Origin of the sequence: Bacillus sp. FJAT-27225 (assembly GCF_001685025.1) — a bacterium.
Classification (GTDB): domain Bacteria; phylum Bacillota; class Bacilli; order Bacillales; family Cytobacillaceae; genus Bacillus_D.
Genome location: NZ_MAYU01000012.1, coordinates 301170 through 319966 on the forward strand (window position 1 = coordinate 301170; position 18797 = coordinate 319966).

Genomic DNA, 18797 nt, shown 5'->3' on the forward strand with positions numbered 1-18797 from the left:
TAGCACAATCATTTACTACTTCTTATTTAGGAGGGAACCAATTGAAATCAAAGCTTAGTATAATTGCCGCTTTATTCGTTCTTCTTATTTCAACCGCCCTGCCCCAGCCAACTGCATCCGCAAATGAAAGCGCATTCACCGTTAAACACCAGTTTGAGGAAACAGTGAACTTAGGAGAAGCAGTGAAAAGCCCGCTGTCCCAGATTGCTGCGTATGGCCAAAACAGCAAAGGCGAGAATCTCCAGTACATAGCAATCACCGGTACACCGGCAGTTTTTTATGTTGTTAACGCTGAAACAGGCGAGCGCTTATTCTCACAGCCCATTCCTAATTCAGATGTAATCTGGGCTATGACGATCGGCAACGACAACAATGTTTATTTTGCGAGTACCCAAAACGGTGTCTTATATCGATATCTCCCGGAAGAAAACCGGATGGAAACGATCGGGAAAAACCCTTCTGACAACTTTGTCTGGGATATTAAAAGCAGCCCGGATGGAAAAATCTATGGAGCCACCTATGATGAATCGAAAGTGTTCGAGTATGATATTGCCAGCAACACATTCAGAGATTTGGGGCCGATGAAGGAAGGCGAGAAATATGCCCGCGGCCTTGGCGTAACCGACGAATATCTGTATGTGGGGATTGGTACGACTGCAGGTGTAGTCCGCTATGACAGAGAAACTGGTGAAAAGAAGGAAATACCGACTCCTGTATCCGGACAAACTTTAACCATTTCCGAAGTGGCGATCTATAACGGTAAGCTTTTTGTCTATGCAGGGGCGGATTTGATTGTCATTGACGAGGCAACCGAGCAACATATTCGCACGATGAAATTTCAAAGCAAAATCTCACCACCATCCCCTTACAACCCAGATTTAATTTACTACAAGCTTCAGGGTGACTTGTTCTCCTACAACACGGCAACCGATACTGTCTCAAAAGTAGAAAACATCCCGTCCCTGCCTAGTTCGACAGCGGTCAAGGCACACAGCTGGATGACATTGAGTACAGGCGAAACCGTTTTGACAGGCATGACTGCATTCACCGATTCATTTTTCTACAATCCTGAAAACAATTCGTATTCTGTTCATTTCCCGGATGTGGATGCCCAGGGAGCAGCCCTCCAGTCTATCGCTGTGATTGATGGAAATGTCTATTCTGCCGCCTACCAGCGCGGAATGAGCATTTACAACGAAAAACTTCAAGACTATACCTATACAAACTACTCCTTCCACCAGGCGGAAGGCATTCGTGAGTACAATGGCAAGGTGTATTTTGGAACGTATACCGGAGCGAAAATGTACCGTTACGATCCGCTGCTGCCGATTGAGTACAATGAAACCGGCAAAGCGAACCCGGGATTATACCTGGATATCGAGGATGAGCAGGACCGCCCGTTCACAATGACTACCGGGGATAACAAGCTCTTCATTGGAACTATTCCAACTTATGGAGTGAATGGCGGGGCATTGACGATTTTGGAAGAAAAAGAGGCTGAAGACGGCTCTGTTGATATAGAGTCAAAAACGTACCGGAATATCGTTGAAAATCAAAGCGTTTTCGGTCTGGCCTATAAGGATGGCAAAGTGTATGGCGGCACATCCATTTATGGCGGCCTTGGCATTGACCCTGTAGCCGAGGAAGCAAAAATGTTTGTTTTCGATGTGGAAAAAGGTGAAAAAATAGCCGAATTCACTCCGGAAATTCCAGGTTTGGAGGACACGCCGTTCCAGAATATCGGAGAATTGTCGTTTGGACCTGACGGCCTGCTTTGGGGCATCATTGATGGAACGATTTTTGCAATGGATCCTGAAACGTACGAAGTTGTGAAAAGCAAAGAAATCTATGAAACTACTTTCCTCTCTTCCAAGTGGAGACCATTTTATCTCGTATGGGGACCGGACGGAAATCTCTATACAACGCTAAACCGAAAGCTGACTGTCGTGAATCCGGAAACACTTCAGTCCGAGCAGCTCGTCGAAGGTACAGTTGACTTAATGGATCTAAGTGAAGACGGCAGCATTTATTATGGGAAAGGTGCCAACTTGTATAAAATCCCGGCAAAAGTCGATTATATTGAGCTCGATGTTGAGCAAAAACTCATAACCGGGAAAGCTGTCCAGCCAACCGTAACTGCCCACATGGTAAACGGCGCGAAAGTTAAAGTACCAAACAATGAGTATTCTCTGGCTGTTAGCAATAAAGATGTTGTGAAAGTGGATGACAACGGCAAGATAATTGGATTGAGACCTGGAACATCACTTGTTACACTTAGCGCTGAACTGAATGGTAACACCTATACTTCCAATGAAGTACGGGTTACAATAGCAAATGGTGTCCGGGGAAACCCATAAAGGACCATGAAGGAAGCAGGGAATGATTCCCTTGCTTCCTTTTCTAACCATTAAAAAGTGCACGCGTTTTCCTGCGCGTGCACATAATTTTAGACATATAGACTGATTCCAATGACTCCTGCAACCACAACAAGAAGGCTTGGAAAACTATTTTTACTGTTTATCAAGTTCGGTTTGAATTGCTTTCGCTGCTGCATCAGCTGCTTCCTTAGGAGTTACGTCCCCTGCCATCATTGCTTGAACTTGAGCTTGGATATGAGGCATAATAGTACGTCCAAGCGGATGAATAACACCAGATAATACATATTCGGTGTAAGAAGCCAATTGAGCCATGTGCGGATTATCAGCAAAGATATCTTTCGCTTCTTCCCTAGTTGGAATATATTGTGTCACTTCACCAAAGATCCTTTGGTTGTCAGTACTTGTTATTGATTTTAGAAACTCAGCAGCTGCATCTGGATTATCACTGTTAGCAGGAACAACAAACATTCCTGTTGTACCATACGTTAGTTGCTCTTTATTTTGTAAAGGCGGTCCAATGACAAAATCAAATTCATCTTCCTTTATAAGACTCGTTACATCGATACCTGAACCTAGAACAGCTAACATTTTTCCACCGTACCACTCCGTAGTATGGGCGTTTGCAGTAATTGAATCTTTAGGGATGTATTCGTTTTTATACATATTATTAATGAATTCTAACGCCTCAACGCTTTCAGCGCTATTGATTTTAATTTCGCCGTTCCGAGTCAGTACATCTCCGCCGGCTTGCCAAATCCATGGGTAGATTGTTAAGTTCAAGGAACCGCCGCCCGGATAGTTCATAGCATAGTATCCAGCATCTTTCGCTTTTTTGGCCCAAGCTTCAAATTCGTCCCATGTTTTAGGAAGATTGTCAGGATCCTCTCCAATTGCCTTAATGATGTCTTGATTGTAGATAAATGTAACGGATGACTGTAAAATTGGAAGGCCATATAATTTATCTTTCCAAGTTGTTGAAAGCAATGCTGAATCTACAAATCCTTCTAAATCAGAATCTTTTAAGTAAGGATTTAACTCTAAAAGCATTCCTGCTTCTGCATATTGTGGCATTTGGTCAGGAATTGCATAGAATACATCCGGTCCATTGTTTGCAGCCAAAGCGGTCAATATTTTTTGGTCCCGGTTAGTCCAGGGAAGTGTTTCAATTTTAACGTCGACATCAGGGAATTCCTTGTTGAAGTTCGCGACCATTTTCCCCCACATTTCTTCTTCAACCTTTGCATTCTCTGTATAAGGATGCACCCAAACTGTAATGTCACCTTTAACTTTCCCATCATCAGCTGGTGCTGAGCCTTCTTCATTAGAGCAAGAAGCAAGAATCGTACCCATTGCTATAAGAGATGTTAAAAACAATTTTAATTTCTTTTTCATAAAAAATTTTACCCCTCTTCTTTTTTTGATTTAGGCTGAGTTAAATTCGTCTGCGAATTCGGCTCCAATCAGCTAAATAATGAACAATCTGCTTCATTCTATAATTATGTAGATTAAATAAATGGGCCCACCTCCTTAAATCCCCTCCGGCGGTACGATACATTCGGTCTAACCACGTAAACCCTTTCATTTCAACTTGGAAATTTCTTGGGATGGAGTTATGTAAATTTCGCTATCCTGGTAGTTATTTTTATAAAGACCGATAACCGGCAAATCTATCACCTGTTTTAACGCTTTAATACCCGACGGCCTATTTGCTCTTATCCCAACTGCTCCGCCTCACGGATAGCAATCACCATCTTACTCATAATGGTAGATCCGTGCTATGGCTCATTTTCTACAGCCTCACAAGAAACAACCAGGCCTCCTTCGAGTTTCTTAAGTAAAGGTTGCACGCACCTCTCAAAGTGCTTTTTTCTCAATTTTCATTGTATTGCTAAAAAAGGGAATGTTGCCATTAGTTTATTTAAAATCGGATATTCTTTCCACCTTTTTTTGAGTCTTATTTGTGTCGAAATAGTAAATAACGTTTACGCTTATATACCTTATTGAACCGGACCCTATTTATCGAAAAAACACTGCCTCACGAAAACCGCAGAACACAGCTTCACCAACTGGCTGTTCCCGTCTTCATACCCAATGAAGAAGGGGAATACCGCTTTTTTCTGGCTGTTCCCGTCTTCATACCCAATGAAGAAGGGGAATACCGCTTTTTTCTGGCTGTTCCCGTCTTCATTGACCCGATGAAGGAAGGGAAGACTAAGGTGGCAAATTGGGAACGGTTCTTTCCAATCGAACGCCCTTCTATCCCCTTGTAGTGCTATCAAAAAGCTGTTTCAGAACAGTAAAAACCCGCTTAGTATCCACTAAGCGGGTTTCTCCTCTTTATATATACTTTTCTGTCGGGCTATTTCAAGTCTTCAATGGAATCAATGTCGACGTACTCAGGTACGACTAATCCGTTTTGGGTTCCTTTAAGGTTTAGTCCCAGGTCAACGAAATCGTCCTTGTAGGTGTTATAGTATTCGACATGGGTGCTTGGCAGCCATGCTGCAACCATTGCATCAGAACTGCCGTTGGCAACCCCGGCAAACATTGGTCCAACTTCAACCTGGCTAAGGGAGACATTGTAGCCATTTTGTTCAAGGACCTTGCCGATGACATTTGTACTGGCGATTTCTGTATCCCAGGCCACGTAGACCAGGTTGATTTCTTCGCCATTACCTGTCTGAGCACCGTCTGTCCACTTGGCTACTAGTTCCGGATTTTCAGCTATCCATTTTTCAGCAGCTTCAGCTGGAGTCATCCCCTCTTGGATATAAACCATTACGGCTTCCATATCCCCCGTCTCCCAGGAAAATTGATCAAGGATATTATAGGCTCCCGGAGCATCCTGCTCAAGTCCTTTTCGAACGATTGTATGAATTCCTTCTACCCCTCCGAATATACCGTTCGGGTCTTCAAGAAATTTTAAATCGTATTTGGAAAACTTCCAGTGTGGTGCCCAGCCAGTGACAATGATTGGTTTCTTATTTTTGTAAGCTTTGTCTAATTCTGCATACATGGCTGCTGAAGAACCTTCAACAAGCTTCCAATTTTCAAGGCCATATTCAGATATCGCAGTGCTGGTCTGAGACATGATTCCAGCCCCAGGTTCAATCCCGATAATTTCATAATTGGTTTGGCCGCCAATCGAAGCGGGATCCACCTGAACTGCATTTTTGTTGGCAAATGCTTGAACTAGGAGAGTCCCTGCAACAAGCACCGCCAACGCAGCAAAGACATACCTAGCTTTCACAACATGTCGGTATGCCGGCTTGCGCAAGTTTTGCGTTAACCGGTCGAGAATAATTGCGATAAAGACAATCGATAATCCAGCCTCGAATCCCTGGCCGACATTAATTTGGCTGACAGCCCGGTAAACATCTGCCCCAAGGCCAGGCGCCCCAACTAACGAAGCTGTTACAACCATGGATAGAGCAAGCATGATGCTTTGGTTAATCCCGGCTAAAATGGTTGGCATCGCTAGCGGAAGCTGGACTTTCAGCAATTTCTGGCTGCTCGTCGAGCCAAAAGCATCCGTTGCCTCAATCAAATCTTTAGGCACTTCTCGAATTCCAAGGTTTGTCATACGGATGGTTGGAGCAATTGCGAAAATAAATGAAGCAATAATGCCCGGAACGGTTCCGATTCCGAAAAATAAAATCGAAGGAATCAAATAAACAAATGCAGGCATTGTTTGCATAAAGTCTAAAACTGGTGTGACAATCCTTTGCACTGTTTTACTTTGAGCACACCAAATTCCAATTGGAATACCGATTAGAATTGTCAAAAATCCTGACACTAGTACAATCGCCAATGTTTGAATGGCTGAGTCCCAATACCCTAAATTGTCAATCAACAGTAAGCTAAGCAATGAAAAAATTCCTAATGGCCACCTGCTAGTATAGGCAACTAAAAGGGCAATGACCGTAATTACCACTATCGGCGGGCCTGCACTTAATACATCAACGATAAGCTCCAATAACCCATCAATCGTTGTTGTAATAAATGAAAACAAGCCTGCGAACGCCACGGTAATCCAATCGACTAATGAATCAATCCAACTTCCAAGAGGGATTTTAGGCAAATTCATGTTAGTTTTCCCCCTTCATTTCGTTCAAAGAATCTTTATTTCCTGCTAGAGCGCCAATAACCGCTCCGCGGATAATAATCCCTTTCAATCTTTTCTCTTCATCTATAACAGATATTGGCAGGCTTGACGTTGCCATCGTATCCATAAGATCCGCCAATATTGTATCCTCAGTAACCGTCGGGATGTCGGTTGTCATGGCGTCGGGAATCGACTGGTTTTGGTCAATTGCCTGGCGGGCTTGTTCAGCGGTCAGTGCTCCAAGCAGCTTCTGCCGGCGATCGACGACAAAAATGCTCGAATAGCCTTGCTTCCGCATGATTTCAAGAGCAACCCTCGGGCCTCTGTCTGCATTAATTCGTTCTGCTCGTTTCATGACATGAGAAGCTGTTAACACTTTAGAAATGTCGACATCTTCAACGAATTTTTCCACAAATGCATTGGCAGGCTCCATCATGATTTGTTCCGGTGTGCCCAGCTGAATGACGCTGCCGTCCTTCATCAACGCAATCCTGTCACCAATCCGTAATGCCTCATCCAGGTCATGGGTAATAAAAATAATTGTTTTCTGGTATTGTTCTTGAATTTCAATTAATTCATCCTGCATGTCTTTACGGATTAACGGGTCAAGCGCACTGAAGGCTTCATCCATTAAAATAATATCAGTATCACTCGCGAGCGCCCGTGCAAGACCGACCCTCTGCTGCATCCCACCGCTCAACTGTGATGGCAGCTGGTTCTCATAGCCTTTCAACCCAACACTGGCTAACGCCTGCATTGCTTTTTCACGCCGTTCGTTTACAGGTACATTCTTGATTTCCAGTCCGTATTCGGCATTCTCCAGAATCGTTTTATGCGGGAAGAGGGCGAAATTTTGAAAAACCATACTGATTTTTTTTTGCCTCACTTCCCTCAACCGGGCACTGTTCATCTTGACGATGTCCTCATTGTCAATCAATATTTCACCGAGTGTCGGATCAATTAACCTGTTGAACATCCGGATGAGCGTGGACTTTCCGCTGCCGGACAAACCCATGATGACAAAAATTTCACCCGGGTATATTTCAAAACTGACATTATTGACGCCGACCGTCTGCCCTGTCTGTTTCAAAATTTCATTCTTCGATTTACCCTGCTTCAATAAATCAATTGCAGCTTTAGGAGACTTTCCAAAAATCTTGGAAACATTCCTGACTTCTACTTTGGGATTCATCAAATCACCTCATTCTTTAAATTGCCCATATCTATCAGTTTTTCCATTTTTAATAAAATTTGCCCGGAAAGTTTAGAAAAACGCCAAAAAGGGGAGAAACTAGTCGGTGACAACTTATATAATCCTAATAAGTTGGTACTCTGAAAAACACCTTTCCTACTATACACGAGATGAATCCTCATTTCAAGGATAAGGGGACGGTTCTCGTTTGCAGAGTGGACTATTATGCAGGGTACTTTTGGGACTTACTGCCTATTTATACGGAATAAAAAAAGTCGATTTCTCTTTAAAAGGAATCGACTTTTTAAGGCTGAGGCTATTCGTGGCAGGACTCTTTTATAAAAGGCTTTGTTATTATTGATTAGCATGTAACTTAAAAAATTAATAAGCGGAGAATTTCCGTTTAATGTATTGGAGCATGCCTAAAAAGTAAATATAAGCGTAAATATTCCGTCTATCATCTCTTATTTTAAAAAAATACAATAGTTTGGATGGTATAAGCGGAAAAAAACTCCCTTTATTTTATAGGAAATAACATCATTTCCCGCTTTAAGCGGAATTTATCCGCTTATTTTCAAACATAGTGAATTCAACATTCAGTAATAACAGGAGCTTTATAAAAAAGCCTTTATGATATACGTTCACTCAACTTGTTCGAACTTGCTGAATTGATTCTAACAAAAATATTATTTGATAAAAGTGAAACGATGATTAGAACAGTGCCGAGTATATCGAATGTTGTAACATCGTTCCCTTGGAAAATCGAAATGGACAGGGTTGTAACGGGAACAAAGTTAATGAACAACAGTGCGTTCAATGGTGATAAGAAACTCACACCGATATTCCAGCCAAGCAGCGCAATGAGACCCGGGAATATAATCATAAACACTAAATGTGGACCTACTGCTGTGATGCTATCTGCTGTTGGAACCGAGACATAACCAACCAGCGTTGCGACGAGTGTAAAACCTACGGCTGTGATTGTTCCAAGTAAACAGGTTAATGTTGAATACCGCAATGCTGACCAGCCACCGAACTCCTTGCCGCCCATCGTATAAATGACCCATCCAACAACTGCAATCAAGATGAGCATTGACGGGATAAATTGATCTGTTCCACCTAGAAATGATTTAATATCCCCTTTTGTGATTACCAACATGGCACCAATAAATGAGACGATTACACATAGTAATGTAAATAGTTGAGGTCGGTCTTTAAAAATCATCCAAACAATCACGATGGAAATCATCGGCATGAGCGACTCCATAATCGATGCCACCATCACTCCTGATTGACCCAATAAATCTTCTCCCCAGAAGATGAAAAGATTATAGACGGTAAACGCCATTGTTCCGAAAAACCATAAGTAAAGGCCTTTTCCCTCAAATCGAAAAGCTTGCCTTCCTTCTTTCCATAATAGGAGCGCTACTAAAATAATCGAGACAGATCCATAACGAATGATTGTAAAATAGAATGGATCAATATGTTTGAAAGCCGCATGGGCTACAGGAAACATTGCCCCCCATGAAACTGCCGCAATAAAACATAAAATAGCCCCTAAAAACACCGAATTTCTCAATTTCTCTTCCCTCTTTCATAAAACAATCGTAATCATCATTGTATATGGATTTGAATATCTCGTAAAATGAATAATAGCAATGATTATTATCACTTTTTTTGATACCATAAGAGGAGAATTAGAAAAGAGTAAGGGATGGAGAGAAGTGGAGTTAAAGGACTTGGAAATCTTTAATATGGTGGCCGAAAAAGGAACCATTACAGAAGTGGCAAAAGAGTTGAAATACGTTCAATCCAACATTACATCAAGAATTCAAAAGCTCGAAACTGAACTCAATACTCAATTGTTTAACCGGCATCGCCGAGGCATGAGTTTGACCCCTGAAGGAAAAAAACTATTAACGTATAGCAAAGAAATATTATTGTTAACAGATGAAATGAAAAAAGCGGTGCAAAGTAAAAAAGAACCGTCTGGAAAATTAGAAATTGGAACAGTTGAAACGGTCATTCAGTTACCAACTATATTAACTAACTATATTAAAAAATATAAAAATGTCGATTTGTCGTTAGTTACAGGTGTTACAGAAGCATTAGAAGAAAACGTGTTGAATCATAAGCTGGACGGAGCGTTCGTTACAGAATCAGCCTTTCATCCCGATCTCGTATCTTATGAAGTGTTTCAAGAAGAGCTCGTTTTAATTTCAGATATGAGCAAATTCACCCTGGAGGAGTTGAAAGAGGAACCGTTCTTATGCTTTAGCGAAGGCTGTGGCTACCGGGCAAGGCTTGAGGCTTGGTATAAAGACCAAAACACCACACCGCAAAAAGTGATGGAATTCGGTACTTTAGAAACTATTTTGCGTAGTGTTGCCATGGGACTTGGCATTTCATTCCTTCCAAAGTCAGCAGTCGCCCATATGGAACAAAGCGGACATATACAGTGTCATACACTTCCGGATCAGTACAGTAAGATTAAAACCGTTTTTATTAGAAGAGCAGATACATTCTTAACTTCGACAATTGAAAAATTTATCGAAACAATCGAAATGGATAAAAACAGAACGTTTTAATTAGAGTCTATTGCTTAAGGACATTTTCACATTTCGGTCACGGTGTTTTGTCCTTAAACCCCTTGAAAAAAGTCCCTAAAGCCGGACAGGTGGTGAAAACCAATCGTTTTTCTGCACCTGTATTTCTTTGCCAGCCTCAGTAAAATGTTCGGGAGAGGTTTCCCTTGTCGCGTAAGACATAATCCCAATACAGCAGTATTATATCCGAATGCCCCATTCCATCTCGGCAAATCAGATTTGTTCCCCTCGCATACACCTTTCCGATCGCGAGCAGAACCCTATTAAACTCTAACAAACGATTGAATGATGGCAGGCATTCTTATATAATCCATACAAAAGGGTTAATTTTTCCATAATATAATATTTATGGAAAGTATTCTTCCGTTATAAGGGGTGTGGTGAGTTGAAGTTATTGGCGGCGAAACCGGATTTTGTTATAGGAGAGAAGGGAATTGATTCAGTCGAGGAAGTTATGCTTGGCGGCGTGACGCAATCAATCCTGATTCAGGCTGAGAACCCTGATAATCCTGTTCTATTGTTCCTTCATGGAGGGCCTTCCACGCCGATTCCGGGGATTGCCTGCAGAGGCAAGGATTATACGATTGCAACGAATACAAAGGAATTGGTGAAGCATTTTGTTTTAGTTTTCTGGGATCAAAGGGGCACTGGGAAATCGTACAATCCAAAATTGTCCGAGGACTCCTTTACCATCCGGCAATTCGTTTCTGATGCAAATGAACTGACCGATTTGCTGAGGAACCGTTTCAACAAAGAGAAAATCTTTCTCGCAGGCCATTCCTGGGGCAGTGTAATCGGGCTGCACCTGGCGAGTGAACAGCCTGAAAAATTCCACTCCTATGTTGGGGTATCCCAAATCATCAGTTGGACAGAAACCGACCGATTTGCCTTGCAGTGGGCAAAAGAGCAGGCCCGAAAAAGAGGAAACAAAAAAGCACTGAAGGAATTGGAGTCTGTCGGAGAGCCGCCATTTTTAGACAGCTATGAGCAGTGGGGCGTTTTACGGAAATGGCTCGTCCGATTCAACAGTATGATTTACTCCGATGACCAAATCAAACACCCTGGAATGCTGAAATCAACAAAGGAATTATTCCAATCGAAGGATTATACACTAAAAGATGTTTATAACACATTTGTAAAAGGCTTTCAGCTTGTGTACAACAAGAAGATGGTTTTGGTTCGCGACCTATCCACTTTTAATTTTAAAGAATCCATAAAAAAACTAAACCTGCCTGTCACGTTTTTGCATGGAGACAAGGATGTTCATGTCAGCAAACTGATTGTCCTCGACTTTTATGAGAAAGTAGACTCTGCATATCCGAAAAATCTATACTTACTTCCAAAAAGCTCACATTTTTTCCACCCGGATGACTCCAAACTCATTGAAGGCTATCTAATTGATCAGTTAAAATATCAAGCTGTATTTTCTTAAATGGTTTGCTGAAGCAAAAATTGATAGGTTTTACTAAATCTATTCATTTAGCCTAGTTGTCCGTTGGCAATTGGGCTTTATAATTGTTTAAATTCTTATCAGCCATCAGATTTAATTTGTGGCATGTTAATCCTAGCAACACATAGCAACTATATCACTCCACTTTGTTGATTAAGGCCTAAGCCAAAAAACCATTACTAAATTGACACCCCTCGCCTATCCTAACCTGGAAAATCCGACCCTACCTTTTCCTATAACAGTATAATGATGACTTCACCCCGGGCAAAGTCACCATTATACTCTTTTACAGTTAGTGGAAGATAAAAAACCCCAAAAATGAAAGCGCTTAAATTTTCTGAATAAATAAAAAAGTGTTGACACCTCTAAAAAATAATTATACTATAATAACAATTATCTAAAAATTTATTACTAGATATAAATATCTAGTTCTAAAGACGTAGGTTTTGTAAAAAGTTTTTAGAAAATTTAGATTACATAGCTTTAGGAGGAAGTTCAACTTATGAAACCACAGACAAAGGAATACCTGATTGACCGAATGTATAAAGCTTCACAAGGTCTGGCCAATGCGGTCCTAGTTACACTCGGTATCGGCCTGCTTATAGAATCTTTAGGGACTTTTACTGGCTGGGAAGGCTTTAATCAAATTGGAAAAGCAACACAGCTAATGCTTGCTCCGGCACTTGGCGCGGGAATCGCCTACCAGCTCGGCGGCAATACATTGGTGATTTTCAGTGCGATGGCTTCAAGTACGATAGGTGCCCAAGCCGTCCAACTGACTGAAGGCGGTGCGGTAACCCTTGTAACCGGGCAGCCGCTCAGTGCTGTATTGGCCGCGATCATCGCTACTTGGGTAGGAAAAAGAGTGATGGGAAAAACAAAGCTCGACATGATGGCGATCCCATTTTCGGCTGTTTTTGTTGGCGGGGTCTCCGGGGTATTCCTGGCAATGATTACGACTCCTTTCATTAACTGGCTAAGTGCACAGATCGCAGCATCAGTGGAAGGTTCACCTATTATTGGACCTATGGTAATATCACTTGTATGGAGCATTTTCCTTATGTCACCAGCATCCTCGGCGGCAATCGCGGTCGCGCTGCAGCTTGATCCAGTTTCAAGTGCTGCAGCATTGATTGGATGTACCGTACAGTTTGCTGCATTTACAGCTATGTCGTATAAACAAAACGATGTTGGCGCCAATATTGCACAATCATTGATTACACCAAAGGTTCAATTCCCTAACCTGGTGAAAAATCCTCGATTGGCAATTCCGCCGTTTATCGCGGCTGTCATTTGTGCCCCGATTGCAACTGTGATTTTTGATTTTAAAGTGCCTTATCAACTTGCTGGTCTCGGGTTGAACTCCTTGATTGCGCCGATTAACATCTTGGCCGAACAAGGCCCAATTGTCCTTGCAATTTATATTGCGGTTGGAATCATCCTGCCAATCATTATTTCACTGTCCATCTATAAACTTCTCAGCCTAAAAGGTTGGACAAAAGCTGCCGATTTGAAAATGGAACTTCAATAAAAATTAGCGGGGCAGCCATTGTCTTTCAGAGGACAGAATAAACTTGTGCCTACTGCATCAAAAAGACTAAACCAACTCTCTGGTTTAGTCTTTTTTCTATCTACCAAACGAATAAAATCCACACAGGAATCTCCTTCAAAAATTTCAAATTAAATACTTCATCATTTTATTCCGTAAATAGAAGTAGTAGATAATTTGGATGGCTAGATAAATGAATGAAATCAAAAAGAAATGATACAGCATATCCAGGTTATTCATGATTCCGCCAACATCTTCAGACAAGATAATCACGTACAGAGCCGCCAATACAGTTCCAATCAGAGATGGAACAAAGAAGATTGTGATGAGTTCCCTTGAGATATTCCTCCTGACTTCCTTTAATGCCATTCCTATTTTATATAGCTTTCTGTATTTAGCTTTTTCCTCCTCAATCTCCGAGAAAAGATTGAGATACAGAAGGATGAATGTACCAAAGAAGAACATGATGCTTAAAAAGGTAGTCACGAAAAATATCATGCCGTTGGAGTTCCTCTTCTTGTTATAATCCCCTGCCTTGGAGGCAACCTGGAACAGTTGCTCTTCAGTTATAAACTCTGTGCGCAGATCCTCAATTGGGGCTGTGCGCAGGTTGTAGTCAGCAAACTTGTTTTCGAGCTTTTCTATTGCAGCAGCTGTTGCCTTCCAGTCAGCCATATTGATTAGGTTGAGATTATATTTAAATGCATTCAACGAATCAGCCAGGAAGTCAAATTCATTTTGGCTTACAACGATAAATTCATACGCAATTGGCAATGTGTTAATCGTTTTTTGAACAACTTTCCCTTTATAGTCATACTCTGCCTCTTTGTTATCAATGGTCAGCTGAAGTGATTGATTAACATCGACGTCCCCGTATTGGGGTTCCATATTTAAATAGACGAGATATTCCTTATCCTTCAGTGTTGCAGAACGAGAGGTTAACGTGTTGAAGTCATCAAGTCCCATGAAAAGAAATGGTTCAAATCCCTCGGCATATGGATGTTTCTGAAAGTGCGAAAGAATTGGAATGGCGATATGTACTTTAATGGGATGCTCCGGCTGGTTAAGCACTGCATCCAGCTCTTCTTCAGGCAAGTTATTTTTCGTTTCCGTCTGATAAAAAGCGACATCATAAGGATTGTTGCTAACCGCATCCTTTTCGGAGGAATTATAGAACGTAAGAAGTAAAGTGCTGTAAAAAATCGTTATCATTGTCATGATGGAAACGAGCGTAATAATCGAAGTAAGCTGTTTAAACTTGTAATCAAGGCTTGTAAAAAACAGCATTCTGGGAAAATAAAAGCCCGGGATTTTTTTAGCAGCTGCAATAATGAAACTAGTAAACTGGTTAAGCGTAATATACAGACCCCCAAAAACACCGATTGTCCATAACGGCAAAAACCCGTCTAACGAATTTTGATATTTAACATACATGGTTAGCAAGGAGCCGACCATCGTCACAAACCCAAATAGGCCGATGATGGGGCTTCTCAGTTTTATCGATTCAGAAACCCTGTTGCTCTTCATGCTTAGCAGCAAACTTCTTTTTAGCGTGAGAAAAAGCGAATTTCCTACCGCGAGCAGAAAAACTGCCAAAAATACGCCAAGCGTGTACAGGAACATTCTTCCGCTTAGATGGAACGAAACATCCTGAAGCCCGACACGGTTCATTAATATCATAAAAAACAGTCTCGAGAATACAGTCCCGGCCAGCATACCGGTTGCGATGGAAGAAGTTGCAATAACCCCATTCTCCAAAACGAGCAATCTCATAATATCGCGTTTGGCCATGCCCAGAGTCATGAAAAGCCCAAATTCACTTCTTCTTCTTTTCATAAATATAGTGTGTGCCATTGCAATGAAAAAGATCGTAAAAACGATCAGGGCAACCCCCGGAATTGACAGGGCATCCTGGATTCCGTCGAGCTTTCTTGCCTTCTCAACCTGGTCGTTGAAATAAACGGTTGAGTACATAAAGAAAAACATAACGGCAAAGCTGTTACACAAATAATAGAAAATGTACTTTTTATAATTGGCCTTGGCCATCTTCAAAATGACTTGGTTAAATGTCATGGGTTTTGCCCCCCAGGACAGCCAGGTTATCCATGATTTGGTTCAGGAACTCCTTCCTGCTCCCTTTTTTTGCAATCGTCGAGTAAATGAGTCCGTCCTTGATAAAAACAACCTTCTGGCAGTAGCTGGCGGCAAACACATCATGGGTCACGAGCAGTACCGTGGTGGAAAGTTCGGTTACAATTTTTTCAAAACACTCCATGATGACTGCGGATGATTTGGAATCCAAATTCCCGGTCGGCTCGTCGGCAAAGAGAATCGCCGGTTCATTCACAAGCGCCCGGCTTACCGCGGTTCTTTGCTGCTGGCCGCCAGAAATGGTATAAGGATACTTTGACAGAATCGATTCGATTTCAAAAAGCTTCGCCAGTTCGCCGAGCTTCTCTTCCATTTCGGATGCTGTCTTTTTCTCCAGCACCATCGGGAGAAGGATATTTTCCTTAACTGTTAAGCTATCCAACAGATTGAAGTCCTGAAACACATACCCGAGCTTTCTCCTGCGAAATAGAGCAAGATCGTCTCCTTTCATCTCGCTTATTTCCTGGCCCGAGATGGAGACCTCCCCAGAAGTTGACTGGTCGATTCCGCTCAGCACGTTCAGCAGAGTGGTTTTTCCGCTTCCTGATGGACCCATAACAGCGATGAACTCTCCTTCTTTAACAGACAAACTCACCCCGCCCAATGCAGTAGTCGCGCCATCCCCACTTGATCCGCCATATATTTTCACAATATCTTTCACATCTAAAATAACCATACATTCTCCCCCTGTCGTTCGGCTACCATCAGTTTAAGGCAACCGTAAAAACGCAACCATCGGAAACACTAAGAGATACCTTACATTTTTGTAAGGTATCCAGTGAAACTAGGAAAACCGCTAATTGAAAGTACTGATTTCTGCAGATGACAGATTAACAGCGGGTTCAATCGGGGCCTGCCAGTTTTACGATTTGGAAGCCGTTCTATCAGTTCCGGCCAAATACCGGATTGTGACCGCGGTCCCTTTAGATGGTTCAGACTCAATGGTGATGGCGGCCCCAAGTTTTTCGGCAATTTTCTTGCTTAGGTACAAACCGATTCCAGTGGAGTTCGAGATGGTCCTTCCGTTATCTCCTGTAAAAAAAGGCTGGAAAACACGCTCAAGGTCATAAGCTGGAATACCAATCCCTTCATCCTTTACGGTTAAGCTGACATGCTTATTGTTTTTTTCAATTTGCAGTATGAGCTTTTTGCTCCCGGGTTTTGGGGCCGAATACTTGATTGCGTTTGAAAGGAGCTGTTCGAGTAAAATCTCGTTCCACTTTATGTCCGCTGCAATGATCGCGCTCTCGCCATCGAATTCGATGGATGGGAAAATAGATTGATAGATGCATACTTTTTTTCTATCGTTTATCAATTTTCTCAAGGAAGGCAGCAAATCGACCGACCTCACTTCAAGATCGTTTTCAAAGCTCTCCATCCTGATCATGGTAAGACCTTGCTGGATGGATGTGTGAAGCCGATTATTCTCCTGCCTGATTTTACTTAAAATTTCTGGGTCGTCCTCAGCTTGATTTTCTTTGTTCATGAGAAGCGCAATTACGGAAACAGGCGTTTTCAAATGGTGCAGCCAGTGGGACAGAAAAAAGAGCCGCTCTTTATTTTGTTCCTTCAATTCATTGTTTTCCCGGGTGTATTGCCCCGTCATTTTATGTACTAATTTTAGAAAGGCCTTCTGTTCTTCCGTATGAGGCTGCAGCTCCGTATCCTGATTCATCAGCATAAGAGCGATGGCCCGGTTGGTGGGGTAGTAGCGCATCCAGTCGATGGCGAGGCATACGGCCAATAAAAAAACGGCAATCGTAATCGGATAAAAAATCTCGGTGTTGGAGGGTTCAATGAGATGGAAAAAAATAATGATGGCGGCGGTGCCAGCCAGATAAAGTGTGATGGTTGGGAGTTTATCTTTTAGGAAATGTATAAAGATTGCTTTTTGCATCATTAATCCCTCATGGAAACAGAATCGGAAAGTTTGTACCCGACTCCTCTTTTACTTTTTACCACGTGACTGGCCCCCAGATCTGACAGCAAATGCCTGATTCTTGTCATATTTACAGTGAGTGTGTTGTCATCCACAAAGGTGACTGAATCCCACACTTCTTCAATCAGCTCTTCTCTGGACACGAACTCATCGTAATGCTCCATCAATTTTTTCAGTAATTTGTATTCATTTTTTGAAAGCTCGACCTGATTACCGCCATACGTTAAGGTAAGTGCCTTGTCATCAATACAAAGCGACCCGACACCTAAGGTAGTCGTGTCCTTTGCTGCGTATTCTCCGTATACCCTTCGGATCGAGGCCTTTACTTTGGATTGCAGAATTTCAAACGTAAAAGGCTTCGTAATATAATCGTCTGCCCCGAGCTCGATGGCCATAACCTGGTCCATCTCGTGGCTCCTCGCCGAAACCACCAGAATCGGGACATTGGACTTCTTGCGAAAGCTCCTGCATAAATAATACCCATCGTAGTAAGGGAGGTTAATATCAAGCAGGACCAGGTCGGGATTCACCTCGGCAAACGTTTCCTCTATTTTTGAAAAGTGTTCCGGAAGATGCACTTCATAGCCATACCGTTCCAGATTTTCCTTCATCAATTCGCACAGCTGAGGGTCATCCTCAATAAGCAAGATTTTGTACACGACTGTTCTCCCTTTTACATTGAAATCCGCTAGCTAAATTACAGGTTCATAAAATACCGAGATATTCGGTTTCTAGTTCAACTTCTTTGATTTTGTTTTTGTCCATATAAACTTTATATGCCTTAGCGTTAGGCCTTGAGCTCACAATTTTATGGATTTCCTGGCCAATGTAATGAATGGCCACTCCATCATCCGCCGCAATACCGGGCTTTAATAGATGTCCTGATATAAACGACTGATAAGCTGGCCTTCTTTTTGATTCCCCATCATAATGCGGACAATTGCTTCCCGGTAAAAATCCTAAAGCAGTTAACGGTCCAAGTCCGTCTCCGTAAGAATCCGTGACACCTTCCTCAAACCAGCAAATAGACCCTGCACTGACTCCGGATAGGATGATCCCTTGTTCCCAGGCCTTCCTCAAAATATGATCGAGACCCCATTCTTTCCATAAAACCAGTAAGTTCTTCGTATTTCCGCCACCTACAAAAATAATGTCTTTTTCCAATACGAATCCCTCTAAATCTCTTGTCGGTGGTTCGAATAACGATAAATGAGACGTTTCACATTCGAGATTTCCAAAATAACGATAAAACCTTGAAATATAACCATCTGCATCACCGCTGGCTGTAGGCACAAAACAAATTTTCGGCTTATTTTTATCCGATTGCTTTAAAATATATTGGTCTAGTAATGGATTCTCTGGCTCCATAGAAAAGCCACCACCGCCAAGAGCGATAATTTGCTTCATATTCTCATCCCTATCATGAA

At 42.1% G+C, this 18797-nt stretch carries 14 protein-coding genes; 4 read left to right on the forward strand and 10 right to left on the reverse strand.

Annotation, left to right across the window (positions count from 1 at the left end; all coding sequences use genetic code 11):
• The first annotated feature begins 41 nt into the window (after positions 1-41).
• Positions 42-2357, forward strand: a complete 2316-nt coding sequence (locus A8F94_RS09010) for a hypothetical protein (RefSeq protein WP_066198657.1) — start codon at positions 42-44, stop codon at positions 2355-2357.
• A gap of 153 nt (positions 2358-2510) precedes the next feature.
• Here the strand turns inward: A8F94_RS09010 and A8F94_RS09015 are convergent, their stop codons facing one another.
• The 5 genes from A8F94_RS09015 to A8F94_RS09035 form a co-directional block, all read right to left on the reverse strand.
• Positions 2511-3770, reverse strand: a complete 1260-nt coding sequence (locus tag A8F94_RS09015; protein WP_066198661.1) for a sugar ABC transporter substrate-binding protein — start codon at positions 3768-3770, stop codon at positions 2511-2513.
• Positions 3771-3956: 186 nt separating this feature from the next.
• Positions 3957-4052 (reverse strand): hypothetical protein, encoded by a 96-nt coding sequence (locus tag A8F94_RS26525; RefSeq protein WP_441294182.1) that lies wholly within the window; start codon positions 4050-4052, stop codon positions 3957-3959.
• A 685-nt stretch (positions 4053-4737) separates the two neighbouring features.
• Complete coding sequence (locus A8F94_RS09025; RefSeq protein ID WP_066198667.1) at positions 4738-6465, reverse strand: glycine betaine ABC transporter substrate-binding protein; 1728 nt, start codon at positions 6463-6465, stop codon at positions 4738-4740.
• 1 nt (position 6466) lies between these two features.
• Positions 6467-7675 (reverse strand): quaternary amine ABC transporter ATP-binding protein, encoded by a 1209-nt coding sequence (locus A8F94_RS09030; RefSeq protein ID WP_066198670.1) that lies wholly within the window; start codon positions 7673-7675, stop codon positions 6467-6469.
• Positions 7676-8303: 628 nt separating this feature from the next.
• On the reverse strand, positions 8304-9254 hold the full coding sequence (locus A8F94_RS09035; RefSeq protein ID WP_066198673.1) for a DMT family transporter: 951 nt from the start codon (positions 9252-9254) through the stop codon (positions 8304-8306).
• 145 nt (positions 9255-9399) lie between these two features.
• Between A8F94_RS09035 and A8F94_RS09040 the strand changes: the two genes are divergently transcribed.
• The 3 genes from A8F94_RS09040 (at position 9400) to A8F94_RS09050 (ending at position 13262) form a co-directional block, all read left to right on the forward strand.
• Entirely contained in the window at positions 9400-10263 is an 864-nt protein-coding gene (locus tag A8F94_RS09040) for a LysR family transcriptional regulator (RefSeq protein ID WP_066198675.1), read from the forward strand.
• 403 nt (positions 10264-10666) lie between these two features.
• The gene (locus A8F94_RS09045; protein ID WP_254660821.1) at positions 10667-11713 is read left to right on the forward strand and encodes an alpha/beta hydrolase; all 1047 of its coding nucleotides are present in this window, start codon (positions 10667-10669) and stop codon (positions 11711-11713) included.
• Positions 11714-12233: 520 nt separating this feature from the next.
• The gene (locus tag A8F94_RS09050) at positions 12234-13262 is read left to right on the forward strand and encodes a PTS transporter subunit IIC (RefSeq protein WP_066198678.1); all 1029 of its coding nucleotides are present in this window, start codon (positions 12234-12236) and stop codon (positions 13260-13262) included.
• 144 nt (positions 13263-13406) lie between these two features.
• Here the strand turns inward: A8F94_RS09050 and A8F94_RS09055 are convergent, their stop codons facing one another.
• The 5 genes from A8F94_RS09055 to A8F94_RS09075 all read right to left on the reverse strand — a co-directional run bounded on the left by A8F94_RS09055 (position 13407) and on the right by A8F94_RS09075 (position 18777).
• Positions 13407-15353: an FtsX-like permease family protein gene (locus tag A8F94_RS09055; RefSeq protein WP_066198680.1), complete on the reverse strand. Its 1947-nt coding sequence runs from the start codon at positions 15351-15353 to the stop codon at positions 13407-13409.
• Positions 15343-16107 (reverse strand): ABC transporter ATP-binding protein, encoded by a 765-nt coding sequence (locus A8F94_RS09060; protein ID WP_066198683.1) that lies wholly within the window; start codon positions 16105-16107, stop codon positions 15343-15345. The genes A8F94_RS09055 and A8F94_RS09060 overlap by 11 nt, the downstream gene beginning before the upstream one ends.
• 186 nt (positions 16108-16293) lie before the next feature.
• Positions 16294-17328, reverse strand: a complete 1035-nt coding sequence (locus A8F94_RS09065) for a sensor histidine kinase (RefSeq protein ID WP_254660822.1) — start codon at positions 17326-17328, stop codon at positions 16294-16296.
• Between the two features lie 2 nt (positions 17329-17330).
• Entirely contained in the window at positions 17331-18029 is a 699-nt protein-coding gene (locus A8F94_RS09070; RefSeq protein WP_066198689.1) for a response regulator transcription factor, read from the reverse strand.
• A gap of 46 nt (positions 18030-18075) precedes the next feature.
• Positions 18076-18777, reverse strand: coding sequence for a peptidase E (locus A8F94_RS09075; RefSeq protein ID WP_066198692.1), 702 nt, complete (start codon positions 18775-18777; stop codon positions 18076-18078).
• Between the last annotated feature and the right edge of the window lie 20 nt (positions 18778-18797).